Raw genomic sequence first — 16,746 nt, 5'->3', positions numbered from 1 at the left:
ACAAAGAATCAATAATTATAAAGAAATCTAATGAAATATCATATTTTAAAGATTTTTTATAATCTCAAATTATAACATAATATATATTATGCGAAGTTACGTATAAAATAAGAAGTGGAAGTCAGGAGAATAAATACCAAACTTCCACTCATTCATTAATCGTTGTTTCTTCTGTTATTACCTAAGATCATTAGTAAAATTCTTAAGATTTGTGCCAATGTGGCAAGCACAGCTGCTACATATGTGAAGGCTGCAGCTTTTAACATTCCTTTGACATAAGGTTTTTCATCTTCGTTGATCATATGCATGCTTTGTAATTGTTTGATTGCTCTGCTGGATGCATTGAATTCTACAGGTAGTGTGACAATCTGGAATAACAGAACCACACCAATCATGGATAATCCAATATATAATACAACTGGTGTTGATACAAACATGAATAGACCAATTGTTAATATAACCCAGCCAAGCTGTGATGCAATGTTTGCAACTGGCAGGATGCGGTTACGTATTGCGATAAAGCCATAATGTTCTTTATGCTGAATAACATGCCCTACCTCATGCGCTGCTACTGCAATGGATGCAATACTTGTGTTGTAGTAGATATCACTTGATAAACGTACAACATGATGTACGGGATCATAATGATCACTTAAACTTCCACCAGTGCTAACTTCTACTGGAATATTATGAAGTCCATTCGCATCCAGGATCATTCGTGCAGCATCTTTTCCTGTAATGCCTTTTTCGTTTCTTATTTGTTTATATCGATTATATGCACGTTGTACACTAGATTGGGCAATCATGATGATTACAAATGCAAATATATATAATAAATATTGTTGTGAGTAATAACCAGACAGGATCATATGATTCTACCTCCTAATATATCTCTAATTGCTCAACATTATAACATACAAATGTGTGAGAAACAACAACCAAAATTTAACAAAAAAAGGACAAATTCGATGTCCTTTATTTATCCTTATTTTACAGCGTCTTTTAATGCTTTAGCAGCTTTAAATTTAGGAGATTTTGAAGCAGCAATTTCGATTGGTTCTTTAGTAGCTGGGTTGATTCCTTTACGTGCAGCACGTTCGCTAACTTCAAATTTACCGAAACCAGAAATATCAACTTTGCCACCGTTTGCTAAAGTTTCAGCAATTTCATCAAATACTGTATCAACTGCAACAGTCGCATCTTTCTTTGTCATTTCTAATTTTTCTGCAACGCTTTCAACTAATGCTTTTTTATTTAAAATTTCACTCATGTTTATTACCTCCAACATGAGTATATAATACCATTGCAAAGCCTTTTTTTCAATACATTTTAAGAAAAATAAATAAGAATTAAGAAATCACATCATTTTTCTATAATTTATAAAACGATTGCGATAACGTTTCCTTTCCCCTTATTCACAAGCTTCGTCAGAATATCTTGTAAACGGATTCTTGCAGCTTCCGGTATCATAGATAGTTTTGCGTTTAAACCATCTCGAATCAGATCACTTAATTTGCGGCCAAAAATATCGCTGTCCCAGATAGAACCATCATCGTTTCCTTCATCTCTTAGCAGATAACGTATTAATTCTTCACTTTGTTCTTTACTGCCAATAATCGGCTCAAAGCTTGATTCTACGTCGACTTTTATCATATGAATACTTGGTGCTATCGCTTTTAATTTCACGCCATAGCGGCTTCCCTGCTTGATGATTTCAGGCTTGCTTAACTCAATATCCTGTAAAGAAGCACTGGCAAACCCATAGCCTGTCTGTTTTACCATTTTAAGGGCACTGGAAATCGTATCATATTCCCGTTTGGCTTTGCTGTATTCCTGCATCAATGCAATCAATTCGCTTTTATCTTTGATTTCTACACCAATGATTTCTTTGAGTATTTCATTATACAGTCCGTTTTTTATTGTGATATCAACATTCACAACCCCTGCACCTGTATCAATTGTCGCAATATTACTGCTATCGATATATTCATTTTCATTTAATACATCTTTGATATTTTCAACTTCTTTTAATTTTTCTACACTGGACATACTGTCCTGAATCGTTTGATTAAAGCTTTTCTTTAGCCAGTGTTCATCATCTAATACTGCAATCCATTGTGGCATGTTGATATTGATTTCTGAAACTGGGAATTCATATAGTGCTTCTCTCAGGATATCGTGGACATCATTTTCACTCATATTGTTAACTGCGATTGCAAGTACAGGTACTTCATATTTTTCTTTTAGTTTATCTACAACTGCCTTACATGCCAGTGAATTTACATCACTGCTATTTACAACTACAATAAATGGTTTTCCAATGCTTTTTAATTCATCAATGACTTCTGCTTCTGCCTCAATATAAGCTTCTCTAGATAAATCGGAAATACTGCCGTCCGTTGTTACAACAATGCCAATCGTTGAATGATCCTGAATAACTTTCTGTGTACCGATTTTGGCTGCCTCATTAAAAGGCATTGCTTCATCACTCCATGGTGTTCTTACCATACGGATACCATCTTCATCCTTGTATCCTTTGGCTTCCGGTATTACATAACCTACACAGTCCACAAGACGTACATTCACAGTAAATCCATCTTCAAATTCGATTGTAGCGGCATTATTAGGCACAAATTTGGGTTCGGTGGTCATGATGGTCTTTCCAACGCCTGCCTGAGGCAGTTCATCGATCATACGTGCTTTTTCATATTCGTCATTCACATAAGGAATGACTGCTTTTTCCATGAATTCTTTGATGAAAGTTGATTTTCCAACACGTACAGGGCCTACGATACCTAAGTATATATCACCACCGCATCTCTGTGCTATATTTTTTAAAATTTCTGTGGTATTCATTGTTTATCCTCCCTTAGTCACTCTAAACTTATGATATCTGTTCATGTTTTATGCCTCTTGAATAAAAGAAAAAGCCGATGTTTTCTTTCATCGACTTATTTCTGATTTAATAATTGAGCAACTAATGCTTCAACTTCATCATTACATGCTCCACATACTGTTCCTGCACCTGTCTTTTCCTGTACCTGTGCAAAGTTTTGACAGCCGGAAGCTATTGCATCTTTGATGTCTTTTACACTGACACCAAGGCAATAACAAACAATATCTTCATCATTCATATCTAACACTCCTCGTATTTAGTATGAACTTTTGATCATTGTTTATTCAGCGTTACCTACTTCACTTAATGTTAAGCCTTTATTTTGTTCTGTTGCCCATTTGATTCCCCAGTTGTTCATGAAGATGATCAGATTTCTGCCTTTTAAATCACGAACACGTTTTGATTCGCTTGTCAAATTCAATGTATTTGGATCAATGCTTTGATCATCAATCCAGCGAACACATTGATATGGCAGAATTTCTAGTTTGATATCAACATTATATTCACTCTTTAATCGCTGTTCCAATACGTCAAACTGTAAGACACCTACGCCTCCAACAATGATTTCTTCCATACCGATATTGATTTCCTGGAATACCTGAATTGCACCCTCCTGGGCAATCTGTGTAATTCCTTTGATAAACTGTTTACGTTTCATGGTATCACGCTGTGTTACACGTGCGAAGTGTTCAGGCGCAAAGGTTGGAATCTTTTTAAATTCAAATTTCATAGATGGATCACATAAGGTATCGCCAATGGAAAAGATTCCTGGGTCAAAGACACCAATTACATCACCTGCATATGCTTCATCGATGATTTCACGATCTTGTGCCATAAACTGCTGCGGTTGTGATAGTTTCACTTTCTTATTCTGTTGCATCAAAGTGACTTCCATGCCTTTTTCAAAGCGGCCACTGCAAATTCGCATAAATGCGATACGATCACGATGTGCTTTATTCATGTTGGCCTGAATCTTGAATACAAAGGCAGAGAAACGTTCATCAAATGGATCAATTTCCCCAATGGATGATTCCCTTGGAAGTGGAGATGTTGTCATATCAAGGAAATGACTTAAGAATGGTTCTACACCAAAGTTTGTTAACGCACTACCAAAGAAAACAGGCGTCATCTGTCCATGATTGATTTTGTCTTTATCAAATTGTGTACTGGCAATATCCAGCAATTCACTATCTTCTTTCAGCTTTTCAAAGAAATGATCACCTAATACAGAACGGAATGTTTCATCTTCTAAGCTGCCTTCTGTAACTTCTGCGGCTTTCATACCATGATCTCCACCATGGAATGCGATGATACGTTTATGGTCACGTTCATAAACTCCTTTGAATTCTTTACCGGAACCAATTGGCCAGTTCATAGCGTAAGTTTCCATGCCCAGTTCTGATTCGATATGTTCAAGCAGTTTGAAGGGATCCATCGCAGCACGGTCCATTTTATTAATGAAAGTGAAAATAGGAATATGGCGTAATAAACATACTTTAAATAATTTCTTTGTCTGTGCCTCGACACCTTTGCTGGCATCAATGACCATCACGGCAGAGTCTGCGGCCATTAAGGTACGATAAGTATCTTCACTAAAGTCCTGGTGCCCTGGTGTATCAAGAATATTGATACAGAAGTCATTATATTCAAACTGTAATACAGAACTAGTAACAGAGATACCTCTTTGTTTTTCAATTTCCATCCAGTCACTGACAGCATGTTTGTTGGCTTTTTTACCTTTTACACTACCTGCCTGAAGGATGGCTCCTCCATACAGCAATAGTTTTTCAGTCAACGTAGTTTTCCCGGCATCCGGGTGAGATATGATGGCGAAGGTTCTTCTTCGCTTGATTTCTTTTTGTAAATCAGACATATTGCATTCCTCCCTGAAAAATTTTCATTCAGCGTTAGTTATTATACCATTAATTATCGGCTTTATCTAGCCAAAAAGAAAGAAACGCAAGTATTTATAACGTTTCTTTCTACATTGTTATATCATTTCATGTTTTAAATCACGAAGCATTAAATCTTTTGCACTTTCTTTTGGATCTTTATCTTCATACAGCACTTTGTAAATTTCTTCAATGATTGGCATATCAATACCCTTTTCATGTGCTACATCATGTACAACTTTTGCTGTACGCACACCTTCAACGGTTTTTGTGTTGTTATCCCAGAAGTATTTTGCACTGTTGTGTTTTCCTATATCATATCCAGCCTGGAAATTACGTGAGTGCTTACTTGTACAGGTAACAATTAAATCACCTATACCTGTCATTCCCATAAATGTTTCTTTTCGGCCACCCATGGCTACCCCATAACGAATCATTTCCGCCAAGCCACGTGTAATTAAAGCTGCTCTTGTATTATCTCCATAGCCTAAGCCATACAATACACCACTAGCAACAGCAATTGCATTTTTTAATGCCACTCCTGTTTCACTGCCGATTTCATCATCGCCACGATATACACGAAGATAATCATTGCTGAATAGTTTCTGAATGGTTTTCGCATCTTCTTCATTTAAGGATACCGCACAAATTGTTGTTAACATACGGATAACCACTTCTTCAGCATGACTTGGACCAATCAAGGATACGACACTGCTTAAATGTTCCTTTGAAATATTGGCGCGAATAACATTGGACATACGATCATTTGTCTGAGGATGAAATCCTTTGGATGCATTTACCGCAATGATCTTCTTTGTTAGAATTGGATCAATCTGTTTACATACAGATTCTATTGCAATAGTAGGTACCACAAACAAGACAACATCAGCGTCATGGAATACATTTAAATCCATAGTTGCTTTTAAATCATGATGTAGTTCTACATCCTCAAAGAACTTTGAATTGCGATGATTTTCATTGATATCATTGATTTCTGCTGGATTATTTCCATAAACCATGACATCCACATGATTATCACATAATACTTGTGCCAGTGCACAGCCCCAGCTGCCACTTCCTGCGACTACGATCTTCATTTTATCACCTGTTTCTTTCTCTTGCGATTATCTTTAACGTTGTTCCTTCAAAACTGAATGCTTCACGTAAACGGTTTTCAAGGAAACGTTGATAACTAAAATGTAATAACTCAGGTTCATTCACAAATAACACAAATGTTGGCGGTGCTACTGCAACCTGGGATGCATAATAGATTTTTAAACGTTTTCCATTATGGGTTGGTGGAGGCGTCATCAACTGTGCATCCATCAACACTTCATTTAATACATTCGTTTGAATACGCATCAAAGAATAATCATGTACTTTATCGATCTCTGGTAAAATCGTTTGAATACGCTGTTTGTTTTTAGCGGATACAAACAGAATTGGCGCATAGCTCAGATACAAAAACTGTGTTCTGATTTCTTTTGTGATTTTATTCATGGTCTGTTCATCTTTTTCTACCGTATCCCATTTATTATACACAATGATAACACCTTTACCAGCTTCATGGGCATATCCTGCGACATGTTTATCCTGTTCACGGATACCGGTTTCTCCATCAATCACAACCAACACAACATCACTTCGCTCAATTGCACTCATGGCACGAAGGACAGAATATTTTTCAATGTTTTCATATACTTTCCCACGCTTACGGATACCAGCAGTATCAATGACGACATAGTCTTTTCCTTCCCGTTTGAAAGGTGTATCAATAGCATCTCTTGTTGTACCTTCTACATTGCTGACGATAACTCTTTCTTGATTCAAAATGGCATTTACCAAAGAGCTTTTTCCAACATTTGGACGTCCAATGACACAAAATCTTGTCATGCCTTCATATTCTTTACGCGTTTCTTTTGGGAAACTTTGAATGATAGCATCTAATACATCACCAATACCAATACCATGTACACCACTGACGGCGATAGGATCGCCTAAGCCTAAAGCATAGAATTCATAAATAGAATCATTCAACTGCTGGTTATCTACTTTATTAACTGCAAGAATCACCGGCTTGCCGCTTCGCTGTAATAATCTTGCGATATATTCATCATCCGGTGTCAAGCCTTCTTTACCACTTACCACAAATACGATCGCATCTGCTTCATCAATGGCGATTTCTACCTGCATTTTAATTTCTTCCTGGAATGGCTGATCAGCTAACTGAATTCCTCCTGTATCAATGATACGAAATTCTTTTGTTAACCATTCTGCTTTACCATAAATACGATCACGAGTAACACCCGGCGTATCTTCTACAATACTTTTTCTCTCACCGATCATTCGATTGAAGATCGTGGATTTTCCTACATTTGGTCTTCCGACAATTGCTACTATACCATTTATCATATACATTGTTCATCAGCTGCATGCTGATGAAACTTCACCTCCTGTTATTCAATACATGGTTGAATCAGATTACGGATGGCACTTACGACTTCTTCAATCGTCATATCGCTGGTATCGATTTCTTTCGCGTCGTCCGCTTTTCTCAAAGGAGATGTCTTACGGTTCATATCCTGATAATCACGTTTCTCAATATCCTGATAGATTTCATCATAATCTGCTTCGATATGTTTTTCTTCATATTCTTTAAATCTTCTTTTTGCACGTGCTTCTACACTTGCAATCATATAAACCTTGACTTCGGCATCAGGTAGTACAACTGTTCCTATATCACGTCCATCAAGAATATATCCTTTATCCTTCGCAATCTTCTGCTGCATTTCCACAAGCTTTTCCCTAACCATAGGATGGGCACTGACACTGCTTGCACGCATGCTCATATCATTGGTACGGATTGCTTTGGAAACATCTTCTCCATTGATGAATACATTCCCCATACTGTCAAAGGAAATCTGCATATCATCAATCATTGCCGCAAGTGCTTGTTCATCATGTTCATCGATTCCTTTCACTTTGGAATAGTAACCAACACAACGATACATGGCACCAGTATCTAAATGGGCATAGCCTAATTCTTTGGCTAACAGTTTACTGATTGTGCTTTTCCCTGCAGCACTAGGTCCATCAATTGCGATATTAATTCTATTCATTAAATCTTACCTCCGGCTTTTAATAAAGAGTATGCAATGAATCCGATAATTACCAACAATACCAGAATCAAAAAGCATAATACAAAATTCAATAATTTATTTGTTTTTTCTACACCATCACTTAAATCGGTTAATTCATCTTCATATTCATCCATTTGTACACGAAGCTGCTGCGTTTCTTCTAACAGCTTTTTATGGATGGTTGGAGAAACAGGAATATCATCATTTTCCTCTTCTTCATCATCTGTTTCTTCTTTTTTCTTTTTGAAAAAGCCTCGTTTTTTAGGCGCTGGTTCTTCTTCCTCTTCTATTTCTTCTTCACTTTCATCTGAAGTATCTTCGATTTCATCATCCAGATGGGAAAAGGAATCCTTAATCAACAATGTTTGCTCAACATCCATTTCTGCCTGTTCATTCACCTCAGCTGAAACTGGTGTTTCTTCTTTAACTTCTTCTTCATCCTCTACTTCATCTTCTTCTCTTAAAAGATTCTGTACTTCTAACGCAATATCTTCTTTTTTCAAAATCTGTTTCACAGGTGTAGAAACCATTGGCTCTTCTTTTACTTCATCTTCAATTTTTTCTACATACTGTGTCCGTTTTGCACGATTGACAGCATTCAGCTGATTTAAAATATCCACTTGTGTATTTTCACATTCTCTTGTGCCTTTACGAATATTATATTGACGAACTTCACGAATAAAATCGTCCAGATATTCATTTGTGAAACCGGCTTCTTCCCCTTGTGAACCAGTTTCTTCTTTTACTTCCTCGATTACTTTTTCACGTCCTGGCTGATAAGTATCTTCTTTGATTTCAGCTTTCTTCAGCACGGAGGAATCAAAACGTTTTAAGGTATCATCATTATGTAAAGTAGCTTCTTCTTTCTTATCTACATGATTATCAGTTTCGATTGATTTTCTAAGTTCTTCATATTTTTTAACGCGTGACAATTTTTCCATATTGGTAAACCTCCCAACCTAAACTTTATTATATCAAAAATTAGCTTGCTTGAATACAAAAGATATGCAATTCTTTTATAAATTATGAAAAAAAGAAAACTCGTATGAGTTTTCTTAGTCTTTTGATCTGCCAGAATATTTACCATCTGCTGTATTGATGACGATCATTTCATCCTGAGAGATGAATAAAGGTACTTTTACCTGTAATCCAGTTTCTACAACAGCATTCTTCTGTGCACTTGTTGCAGTATCGCCTTTTACAGCTGGTTCACATTCAACAACCTGTAATGTTACCTTATCTGGAAGGATAACACCTAAGATTTCACCTTCAAACATAGAAATCATGACATTGTCATTTGGTTTCATGAAATTGATTTCCCATTCTAAGTGATCTTTTGGAATTTCAATCTGTTCGTAAGTTTCATTGTCCATGAATACCAGAGCATCATCAGTATCATATAAATACTGCATTTCTTTTTTATCGATACGAGCAGGCTGGATTTTATCTCCTCCACCCCAAGAAAGTTCTACGTTAGAACCTGTACGAAGGTTTCTTACTTTTGCTTTAACAACCATGGCAGAACGTGCTGTTTTGTTCTGACTCTGTTCTAAGACTACGAAGATATCACCATCCTGCTGAATTGTCATACCTGGTTTTAAATCATTTGAGCTTATCATAATTTGTATTCACCTTTCCTTAATTTATCCTATTATATTGTAATGCATTTCGCATTTTTGTCAAATATTTTCTTAAATAAGGCTTTTAAAACGAATACTATCTGCGTAAAGTTCTACACATAGAAAGACTACAAGATAATAATAGGTAAAAAATACTTTGGAAATTGTAAACCCCATCAGCTGGTAGCAAAGATAGAAAATCCAAGTGATGATCAAAGTAAACAGAAAATCTTTTCCTTCTATAGATTTTGTGTTTGCTTCTTTATAGAAAAAGGAAACACCCCATAACAGCAAAAGAAAGATTGGCATCATCCAGTATGCCTGTGCATTTAAGAATTGAAGCACATTGCCAAGAAATAGAAATAATAGAAAAAATAATGTTGTAATACTGAGTGTCAGCATAACATCACCTCCCCTTTTATTGTTCCTTGTTTTGTTTTTTTTATGCCTATGTATAGCGGATATCCATTATTTCATGTTGTTCATTTACATAAATGTCCATAGCATAAGCTATATGATTTAAACGATAGCTGATATTTACACTTTCTTTTGTATAGCTAAAAGTTATTGTTGTGCCCTGATAATTCTTTGTTACTTTTTCTACCTTTTTCAAAGATTGTTCATCTAAATCAATTTCTTTTGATTCTTCACTGGTTTCCTTTTCATCTGTCAAAGTTTCTTTCAACTTATCTTTTGCCTGATGGATACAATATAACTCAATGATATGCTGTTTGCTTTGTTTTATCAATAATGCCGTAGTTTGTGTTTTCATGACACAATAGGTCACAAAGGATAGAATAATACATAAAACAGCAAGTGCGTAAATAGACACAAAGCCCTGTTTATTCGCAATACAGCGTCGTTTCCTGCTTATTCCAGTGGAATGTGATACAATTTCCTTCTTGTGCAAAATATCCCTCCTTTATATCCTTTACAAAGATTTCATATCCTGGTGTTTTCACAAGCCGGTGATTATGCAATTTTAATGTGATATCTGAATCATGATAACGAAAGGTACACTCTTGATTACCGCACTGCATATCATATCCCTGTGCAAACAGCATTCGTAACTGCCGTATGGCAATGATATCATCATTTTGATGGGTATCATCGGATGCCTTTTGTAGTAAGCCACAAACGCCGCTAAATAAAAGCAGACATAAAGATAAACAGGAAAGTGCCACCAGCACTTCAACCATTGTGAATCCATTATTCATAGAGCCTTTGTATTTCTTCATTTTGATACAATCCCCTTTCGGTATCATTCAATTGATGTAAAGATAAGATGCAGGAAGTCATAATCAGCAGTAAAATTGAAACGATCACAAACAATAACAGAGTTTCTATTAAAATCATCCCTTTGTTATCGGACATAAATGGCACCACTTCCAAGTTCTATAACTAAACTTTTTTGTTTACCCTGACAGTTACAGCGAATGGTCTTAGCCTGACTGACGTTTCCGTTTGCATAATAATAAAGGGTTGTAGGAGCACAATCCATGCCATCCATAAAGGTATAGCGCTTATGATCATAAAGCATGGAATTAGAGGAGATTTTCACCATCTTTTCCCTGTGTTCATTCACTGCCGATACTTGTGTCTGTAACAGCAGCTGCTTGATTGTCTGCATTTCATATCCTAACTGAATTTGTTTCTGTGGCTTAATTAATGGAAAAATAACCACCAGCATACTGATCACAAATAGTACTACCAGCATTTCCATCAAAGTGAAGCCTTTATTTGACACGTGCTTCACCATTGACGATTTCTATCATATCCCCACTAGGGCATCTTCTCTGTGATTCTTTTAAATATCCTTTGCGTATGAGATCATTCATACTGGAGGGAGGCGTCAAGTTGTCTACTTCATAAAGCAAAATTTGTCCGTCCACTACTTTTTGTAAAGCATTGCATCCCTGATCACGAATGATTTTTTCTTTCTGTTGAATGTTAGGGAGTGTTAATAAGAATACCAGTGCAATAATGGATAAAACAATCATCATCTCTAAAATTGTAAAACCTTTTGTATTATTTTTCATATGTATGTTCTCTCTTTCTTTTCTACATTGTATCTAACATTTGTAAAGGAATTAACATGATCTGATAAACACTTAATACCATACATGCGATAAACGCATAAGCAAGGCATTGAATCCCCATACCGGCTTTTTTAATCAGTTTTTCCCAATACAGTTCCTGTTGTTTCATAAACAGCTTCATCATTTCACAGATATTGTCGTTATGGGCGCCAATAAAAAACATCTGTTTAAATGCGTCACTTAACAATGTGCTTTTCTCCATGGTTTCATGTAACTGGGCACCACTTTCCAAAGCGAAGATCATATCCTTCATAAAATGATGCAATATAGATGTATTTTTTAAATGCAGCAGATAATGAAAGGCAGCCTTAGTGGAGATCCCTTTGGCCTCCAGTTCATAAAGATAGCCAGACAGTTGGTAAGATAAAATATCTTTCAATAAAGGAATGTGCTGGTGGTGCTGATAAAGCCATACGCTTTGTTTGCGTGGACGAAAAGCTCCATACAGAAAGAAACCCGCCAAACATAAAACCATCGCCAGAAACAAGTAAAACACGTATTGTAGTATGGATAATAAAGATATCAGCAACTGAAAATCATCTCCAGCATCAAAACTGTTTAACATTTGGGGAATGATAAAGCGTGAAAAAAACACCAGAATCACAAAAGCAAATACCAGAAGAAACAAAGGATAACTGCATTGCTTCACTAACTTTTTCTTAATGTTTTTCTCAAAAGACATCATATGTAACGCACTTTCTATCGCATCTGCCAAAGACGATACTTCTAAAAAGAAAGCAAAATGCATATAGAAGCGCCCTTTATGGTGAGCCAAAAATATATCCTGTATACTTTGTCCATTCTCCAATGCCGCTTTCACCTTTTCCTCATCCTTTTTCAGAAAGGATAAAGCCTCCAGCAAAGGATATCCTTTTTTCAATAGTTCACTTAGAAAATAAAACTCCTGTTCATTCAGTGACAAGATCGTAGGATGCGTCTTTTTCTTTAATCCACCCTTTTGAAACAGCCGCGCAAATGTTGGCAGATATATCTCGATAAGTTTTTTTGCTTTGTCCATGGGCAAGGCAGTACTGCAGTTCTTCTTTTTCCATGATTTCATAAATACACACTCTCCCCTTTCCGTTCGCTGATGGATATAAGCGCTGATTCACGATTGCACTTAGCGTATGTGTTAATTCTTCATTGCTTAAGCCAAACTCATTTAATCGTTTGATTGCTTCACTACAGGATTTTGCGTGTATCGTTGTGAAAATCAAATGTCCGCTAAGAGCACTACGAAGCAACATCCTGGCACTGCTAGGATCACGAATCTCTCCAATCATGATGACATCTGGATCATGTCGCATGAGCTGCTTGATTCCCTCTTCATAAGAAAAATTGTTTTTTTCATTAATCTGTAATTGTAGATAGCTGTCATCAAAGATTTCAATAGGATCTTCTAAAGATACGACCTGTAAATGATGATCATTAGCAATCTGATGTAAGATTGCATGCAGAGTAGTTGTCTTTCCACTGCCGGTAGGACCAGATAACACGATTAACCCACTCCTTGTTTTGGTCCAGTTCATAAAGCTCTGTAGCTGGGCTTGATCTTTGGTAAGATCTTTTAATTCAATTTCACTGTGATTGTTTAATATACGAAGCACAGCAGTCTGCATATGTAGAGTTGTTAACAGACTAAAACGAAAATACAACAGATTCCCCTCATACGTGTACTGAAAATTTCCACTCTGGGGCACACTGAGATTTCCTAAATCCAGATTGCTTAAATATTTCAAATAATGAAATAAAGAAGCATCCAGGGCTGGTGAATAGATTTCCTCCATTCCATACAGCCCGCGCATACTAACCGACAGTTTCTCCTTCTTCATGACGAAGTGAATATCTGTCGCATGATGCAGTTGCGCAAGACGAAGCATTTGATTCATTTTCTCTTGCATAAAAAAATCACCTCCTATTAATACATATACGTAAAAAGGAGGTGAAAATCCTAAAAAAAATGAAGAAATTTTAAAATTCCTTCATTTTCACATATTTAAGTACGGATTTTGTTGTAATTCACATCTCAAATCAGTCACAGGACCATGTCCTGGATAAATCTTAATAGATGGATCTAAATCTTTGAATATACGTAAACTATTTCGCATTTTGCCCATATCACCATCTGGCAAATCTGTTCTGCCAATACTTCCCGCAAATAAAACATCCCCGCTAAACAGATTTTCATCCCATAAAATCATACTGCAGCCACTGCTGTGTCCTGGCGCATAAATAAACTGAAATTCAAACACGCCAATTGTATGCTTACCTGCATCTAGGAACTGTGGTTTTGTATGCACAATGATTTCAGGAAGTCCCATTGCTCCAGAAGCATTCAAATACGCATCCTTCAACATGTCTTTATCCCATGCATTCATATAGAGCGGACAATGATAATGCTCTACCAACGCATCAACACCACCAATATGATCAAAATGTCCATGTGTCAAAACGATGCCATCTACAATACCGCCTCGATCATCAATATCTTTCATCAATTTTGAAGAGGCAGTTCCTGGATCAATGATCAATACATGATTATCCTGCCATAGTACATAACAGTTTACCTGCACCATGCCTAATACATATGTTTCTATCTTTTTCATATCATTTCACATAATAAAAAAGACCAAGTCTTTGGCCCTTCTTATTTTTTCTCCTTATGTAAAGTTTTCTTGTTACAACGTGGGCAATATTTTTGAATTTGCATACGTTCTGGATTTTTACGTTTATTACGTGTTCCAATGTAGTTTTCTTCGCCACATTCTGAACATTTGAATGTAATTCTATCTCTCATGTTGACCCTCCTCGTACTAGTGCTAGAAAATTATAACATACAATATCGGAAAATGCTAATACTTTTTAATCTTTCTTGTCAATTGGATATTTTTTAAAGAAATCTTGAATGATTTCTGGCATAATTTCCTGATAACAGATATTACCTGCAAGGTTCGTACCTATATTGGTATCTGAATCCGGTGCTAAACAAACAAAAGCTAATGTTGGGTTTTCATATGGTGCCCATCCAATCAAAGCCGCATTGGTTGTTTTACCACCATGTTCTGCACTTTCGGCAGTACCTGTTTTCGCAGCGATATCATAAGGTAAACTTTTGATTGCGCCACCACAGTTACCATCTAAAACACACTGATGAAATCCTGCTCTGACAACATCTAAATCGCTTTCTTTGCCTTTTAATGTTGAAAGAATTGTTGTTTCATTTTTATATACCACATAATCACTATTGACTTCTGTAGCTGTATTCACAAGCTTTGGCTGTACTTTCTTGCCGCCATTGGCAAGCGTAGATACATATTGTGCAATCTGAATTGGTGTGTAAAGATCATACTGTCCAATCGCAAAGTCCAAAAATTTACCGACATCGGTACTGTTACCAACAAATGAAGTTGATGTTTCATCAGGAACATCCAATCCTGTACTTGTACCTAATCCAAACATAGAATAATAAGAACGCATCAAACGAACAATTCCTGCATAATCGTTTACAATCAATGGGCCTTTTGGCACATAGTTTACACCAGCTAATGCCATAACCGTGTACCACATATACACGTTACTGGATACAGATAAAGCTTTTACTGCATTGACTGGACCATGATTTTGATAAGATGCTTTTATCTGAGATCCTTTGAATTCAATTGGCGCATCTATAAATATGGTGTTTGCGTCAATGACACCTTCTGTAAGTCCCATGTATACTGTCGCACCCTTCACAATAGACCCAGGTACAACACCAGCTTTATAATTACCAGTCGCAAAATTTGTGATTTTGCCATCGTCCCCTTTTGCTTTTCCACTCATCGCATAAATCTCACCGGTTTGTGGATTCATCAAGATCACATACGCATTTTTAAAATACTGTCGGCGGCTGTCATTGCTTGCATTTTTTAACACCTTTTCAAGGACATCATCAACTTTTTTCTGTAGTTCAATATCAATGCTCATATGCAAATCATAGCCATTTTTACCACTGTTGATTTCATTTAAAACAGCAATGCCGTTTTCATCATATGTGATTTCACTGACTTTTCGTGTGCCTGTCAATAAATCTTCGTACTGTTCTTCAAGTCCTTTTATACCTACCCGATCGACCATGGAATAACCTTTTGCTTCATAATACGTTTTTAATTCACTAGGTACTCCCTGTACACTGGTTGATACACCACCTAATACATCTCTAAATGTTGATCCATATGGATATTCACGTTTCCATCCACCCATATCGACATCAAATCCTGGATATTCATCTTTATGTTCTTCCAGATAATATACGATTTCTTTATCTACATCTTCCAAAACAACTTTTAACTGGCTGCTTGGGGCACGACGCATCGCACCAAAGATTGCATAGGCATTTAAATCTTCTTCAGAAAATTCTTTTTCTACCATCTCCTGCGTGATACGTTCACGTTTTAGTTTTTCTGCGTCAGCGCTGCCAAGATTTAATTCATTACCTGATAACAAATTGTTTCCATTATCTTTTTTACCATTTGCATCTGTATGTAAATATAAATAGGCATCCTGATAATCGCTTAGTGTAAAACGATCATGATTGGTTTTAAACTGTTTCGCAAATTTTTGTGCCAGCTCCCACTGTTCATCACTTGTCGTGTTCTTTGGTGGAAAGTATGTAATATTCAATGCGGATACAGTTCCAGCAACAACTTTCCCATTACGATCATAAATCATACCACGTGGTGTCATGTCTGTCTGCTTTTTACTTGTATAGCTTTCTAACTTTGCAGTATAGGTTTCTTCTCCTCGTATCTGTAAGAATGCAAGGCGTACTACTACAATTGAGAATACCAGTATAATCACAAGTGCAAAGACACCAATTCGTTTATTTACGATTTTATAATAATCATTTTGCGTCTTTAATGCATCAGAGCTGCGTCTTAATTTTTTTTGATCCAAGTCACGAAATGGATTTCTTAACAAGGCATTCACCTCCTGTCCTTTAGTATATCATAAATGATTTTGAGTTGCTACAAGTTCAGAATTTTGTAAGGTTTTCATTTCTGTTTTCTTCATGTCAAGCAAAAATGAAAATGTCTTAAAAATAATTAAACATTAGCACCG

Annotated in this window: 21 protein-coding genes; all 21 read right to left on the bottom strand. The window is 36.3% G+C overall.

Features of this window, described 5'->3' with window-relative positions; all coding sequences use genetic code 11:
* Nucleotides 1-155: 155 nt before the first annotated feature.
* A complete protein-coding gene (locus tag DW114_RS10105) occupies nt 156-869 on the bottom strand; it encodes a zinc metallopeptidase (protein ID WP_117453630.1) in 714 nt (237 codons plus the stop codon).
* 116 nt (nt 870-985) lie between these two features.
* Entirely contained in the window at nt 986-1,270 is a 285-nt protein-coding gene (locus tag DW114_RS10100; protein ID WP_117453629.1) for an HU family DNA-binding protein, read from the bottom strand.
* Between the two features lie 107 nt (nt 1,271-1,377).
* A complete protein-coding gene (gene spoIVA / locus DW114_RS10095) occupies nt 1,378-2,856 on the bottom strand; it encodes a stage IV sporulation protein A (protein WP_117453628.1) in 1,479 nt (492 codons plus the stop codon).
* Between the two features lie 95 nt (nt 2,857-2,951).
* Nucleotides 2,952-3,134, bottom strand: a complete 183-nt coding sequence (locus DW114_RS10090; protein ID WP_117453627.1) for a (2Fe-2S)-binding protein — start codon at nt 3,132-3,134, stop codon at nt 2,952-2,954.
* 42 nt (nt 3,135-3,176) lie between these two features.
* Nucleotides 3,177-4,769 carry a peptide chain release factor 3 gene (locus tag DW114_RS10085; RefSeq protein WP_117453626.1) on the bottom strand — a complete coding sequence of 531 codons (1,593 nt, stop codon included), beginning with the start codon at nt 4,767-4,769 and terminating at the stop codon, nt 3,177-3,179.
* 117 nt (nt 4,770-4,886) lie between these two features.
* Nucleotides 4,887-5,885: an NAD(P)H-dependent glycerol-3-phosphate dehydrogenase gene (locus DW114_RS10080; RefSeq protein WP_117453625.1), complete on the bottom strand. Its 999-nt coding sequence runs from the start codon at nt 5,883-5,885 to the stop codon at nt 4,887-4,889.
* Between the two features lie 4 nt (nt 5,886-5,889).
* A complete protein-coding gene (gene der, locus DW114_RS10075; protein ID WP_117453739.1) occupies nt 5,890-7,200 on the bottom strand; it encodes a ribosome biogenesis GTPase Der in 1,311 nt (436 codons plus the stop codon).
* Nucleotides 7,201-7,244: 44 nt separating this feature from the next.
* Nucleotides 7,245-7,907: a (d)CMP kinase gene (cmk, locus tag DW114_RS10070; protein ID WP_117453624.1), complete on the bottom strand. Its 663-nt coding sequence runs from the start codon at nt 7,905-7,907 to the stop codon at nt 7,245-7,247.
* Entirely contained in the window at nt 7,907-8,869 is a 963-nt protein-coding gene (locus tag DW114_RS10065; RefSeq protein ID WP_117453623.1) for a hypothetical protein, read from the bottom strand. Before DW114_RS10065 ends, cmk begins: the two co-directional genes overlap by 1 nt.
* 114 nt (nt 8,870-8,983) lie before the next feature.
* On the bottom strand, nt 8,984-9,547 hold the full coding sequence (gene efp / locus DW114_RS10060) for an elongation factor P (protein WP_117453622.1): 564 nt from the start codon (nt 9,545-9,547) through the stop codon (nt 8,984-8,986).
* Nucleotides 9,548-9,619: 72 nt separating this feature from the next.
* A complete protein-coding gene (locus tag DW114_RS10055; protein WP_117453621.1) occupies nt 9,620-9,949 on the bottom strand; it encodes a hypothetical protein in 330 nt (109 codons plus the stop codon).
* Nucleotides 9,950-9,995: 46 nt separating this feature from the next.
* Nucleotides 9,996-10,457 (bottom strand): hypothetical protein, encoded by a 462-nt coding sequence (locus DW114_RS10050; protein WP_147322625.1) that lies wholly within the window; start codon nt 10,455-10,457, stop codon nt 9,996-9,998.
* Nucleotides 10,390-10,785, bottom strand: a complete 396-nt coding sequence (locus DW114_RS10045) for a prepilin-type N-terminal cleavage/methylation domain-containing protein (protein ID WP_158552227.1) — start codon at nt 10,783-10,785, stop codon at nt 10,390-10,392. Before DW114_RS10045 ends, DW114_RS10050 begins: the two co-directional genes overlap by 68 nt.
* The gene (locus DW114_RS21260) at nt 10,757-10,921 is read right to left on the bottom strand and encodes a hypothetical protein (RefSeq protein ID WP_158552228.1); all 165 of its coding nucleotides are present in this window, start codon (nt 10,919-10,921) and stop codon (nt 10,757-10,759) included. Before DW114_RS21260 ends, DW114_RS10045 begins: the two co-directional genes overlap by 29 nt.
* Nucleotides 10,911-11,294, bottom strand: a complete 384-nt coding sequence (gene comGD / locus DW114_RS10040) for a competence type IV pilus minor pilin ComGD (RefSeq protein ID WP_158552229.1) — start codon at nt 11,292-11,294, stop codon at nt 10,911-10,913. The genes DW114_RS21260 and comGD overlap by 11 nt, the downstream gene beginning before the upstream one ends.
* Nucleotides 11,284-11,586: a competence type IV pilus major pilin ComGC gene (gene comGC / locus DW114_RS10035; protein ID WP_117453617.1), complete on the bottom strand. Its 303-nt coding sequence runs from the start codon at nt 11,584-11,586 to the stop codon at nt 11,284-11,286. The genes comGD and comGC overlap by 11 nt, the downstream gene beginning before the upstream one ends.
* 22 nt (nt 11,587-11,608) lie before the next feature.
* The gene (locus DW114_RS22140) at nt 11,609-12,664 is read right to left on the bottom strand and encodes a type II secretion system F family protein (RefSeq protein ID WP_117453616.1); all 1,056 of its coding nucleotides are present in this window, start codon (nt 12,662-12,664) and stop codon (nt 11,609-11,611) included.
* Entirely contained in the window at nt 12,555-13,547 is a 993-nt protein-coding gene (locus DW114_RS21655) for an ATPase, T2SS/T4P/T4SS family (RefSeq protein WP_117453615.1), read from the bottom strand. Before DW114_RS21655 ends, DW114_RS22140 begins: the two co-directional genes overlap by 110 nt.
* An 87-nt stretch (nt 13,548-13,634) precedes the next feature.
* Nucleotides 13,635-14,252 (bottom strand): MBL fold metallo-hydrolase, encoded by a 618-nt coding sequence (locus DW114_RS10020; RefSeq protein WP_117453614.1) that lies wholly within the window; start codon nt 14,250-14,252, stop codon nt 13,635-13,637.
* A 41-nt stretch (nt 14,253-14,293) separates the two neighbouring features.
* Entirely contained in the window at nt 14,294-14,443 is a 150-nt protein-coding gene (gene rpmG, locus DW114_RS10015) for a 50S ribosomal protein L33 (RefSeq protein WP_002609076.1), read from the bottom strand.
* 65 nt (nt 14,444-14,508) lie between these two features.
* Nucleotides 14,509-16,605 carry a peptidoglycan D,D-transpeptidase FtsI family protein gene (locus tag DW114_RS10010; protein ID WP_117453613.1) on the bottom strand — a complete coding sequence of 699 codons (2,097 nt, stop codon included), beginning with the start codon at nt 16,603-16,605 and terminating at the stop codon, nt 14,509-14,511.
* Between the last annotated feature and the right edge of the window lie 141 nt (nt 16,606-16,746).

This window comes from Absiella sp. AM09-50, from assembly GCF_003433845.1.
Classification (GTDB): Bacteria; Bacillota_I; Bacilli_A; order Erysipelotrichales; family Erysipelotrichaceae; genus Hoskinsella; species Hoskinsella hominis.
This window is presented reverse-complemented; position numbering and strand designations above follow the sequence as displayed.

Bases quoted from the DNA above. Each gene is read 5' to 3' on its own strand.
- DW114_RS10105 (WP_117453630.1), bottom strand. From the start codon at position 869: ATGATCCTGTCTGGTTATTACTCACAACAATATTTATTATATATATTT.
- DW114_RS10100 (WP_117453629.1), bottom strand. From the start codon at position 1,270: ATGAGTGAAATTTTAAATAAAAAAGCATTAGTTGAAAGCGTTGCAGAA.
- spoIVA (WP_117453628.1), bottom strand. From the start codon at position 2,856: ATGAATACCACAGAAATTTTAAAAAATATAGCACAGAGATGCGGTGGT.
- DW114_RS10090 (WP_117453627.1), bottom strand. From the start codon at position 3,134: ATGAATGATGAAGATATTGTTTGTTATTGCCTTGGTGTCAGTGTAAAA.
- DW114_RS10085 (WP_117453626.1), bottom strand. From the start codon at position 4,769: ATGTCTGATTTACAAAAAGAAATCAAGCGAAGAAGAACCTTCGCCATC.
- DW114_RS10080 (WP_117453625.1), bottom strand. From the start codon at position 5,885: ATGAAGATCGTAGTCGCAGGAAGTGGCAGCTGGGGCTGTGCACTGGCA.
- der (WP_117453739.1), bottom strand. From the start codon at position 7,200: ATGATAAATGGTATAGTAGCAATTGTCGGAAGACCAAATGTAGGAAAA.
- cmk (WP_117453624.1), bottom strand. From the start codon at position 7,907: ATGAATAGAATTAATATCGCAATTGATGGACCTAGTGCTGCAGGGAAA.
- DW114_RS10065 (WP_117453623.1), bottom strand. From the start codon at position 8,869: ATGGAAAAATTGTCACGCGTTAAAAAATATGAAGAACTTAGAAAATCA.
- efp (WP_117453622.1), bottom strand. From the start codon at position 9,547: ATGATAAGCTCAAATGATTTAAAACCAGGTATGACAATTCAGCAGGAT.
- DW114_RS10055 (WP_117453621.1), bottom strand. From the start codon at position 9,949: ATGCTGACACTCAGTATTACAACATTATTTTTTCTATTATTTCTATTT.
- DW114_RS10045 (WP_158552227.1), bottom strand. From the start codon at position 10,785: ATGAAGAAATACAAAGGCTCTATGAATAATGGATTCACAATGGTTGAA.
- DW114_RS21260 (WP_158552228.1), bottom strand. From the start codon at position 10,921: ATGTCCGATAACAAAGGGATGATTTTAATAGAAACTCTGTTATTGTTT.
- comGC (WP_117453617.1), bottom strand. From the start codon at position 11,586: ATGAAAAATAATACAAAAGGTTTTACAATTTTAGAGATGATGATTGTT.
- DW114_RS22140 (WP_117453616.1), bottom strand. From the start codon at position 12,664: ATGGACAAAGCAAAAAAACTTATCGAGATATATCTGCCAACATTTGCG.
- DW114_RS21655 (WP_117453615.1), bottom strand. From the start codon at position 13,547: ATGCAAGAGAAAATGAATCAAATGCTTCGTCTTGCGCAACTGCATCAT.
- DW114_RS10020 (WP_117453614.1), bottom strand. From the start codon at position 14,252: ATGAAAAAGATAGAAACATATGTATTAGGCATGGTGCAGGTAAACTGT.
- rpmG (WP_002609076.1), bottom strand. From the start codon at position 14,443: ATGAGAGATAGAATTACATTCAAATGTTCAGAATGTGGCGAAGAAAAC.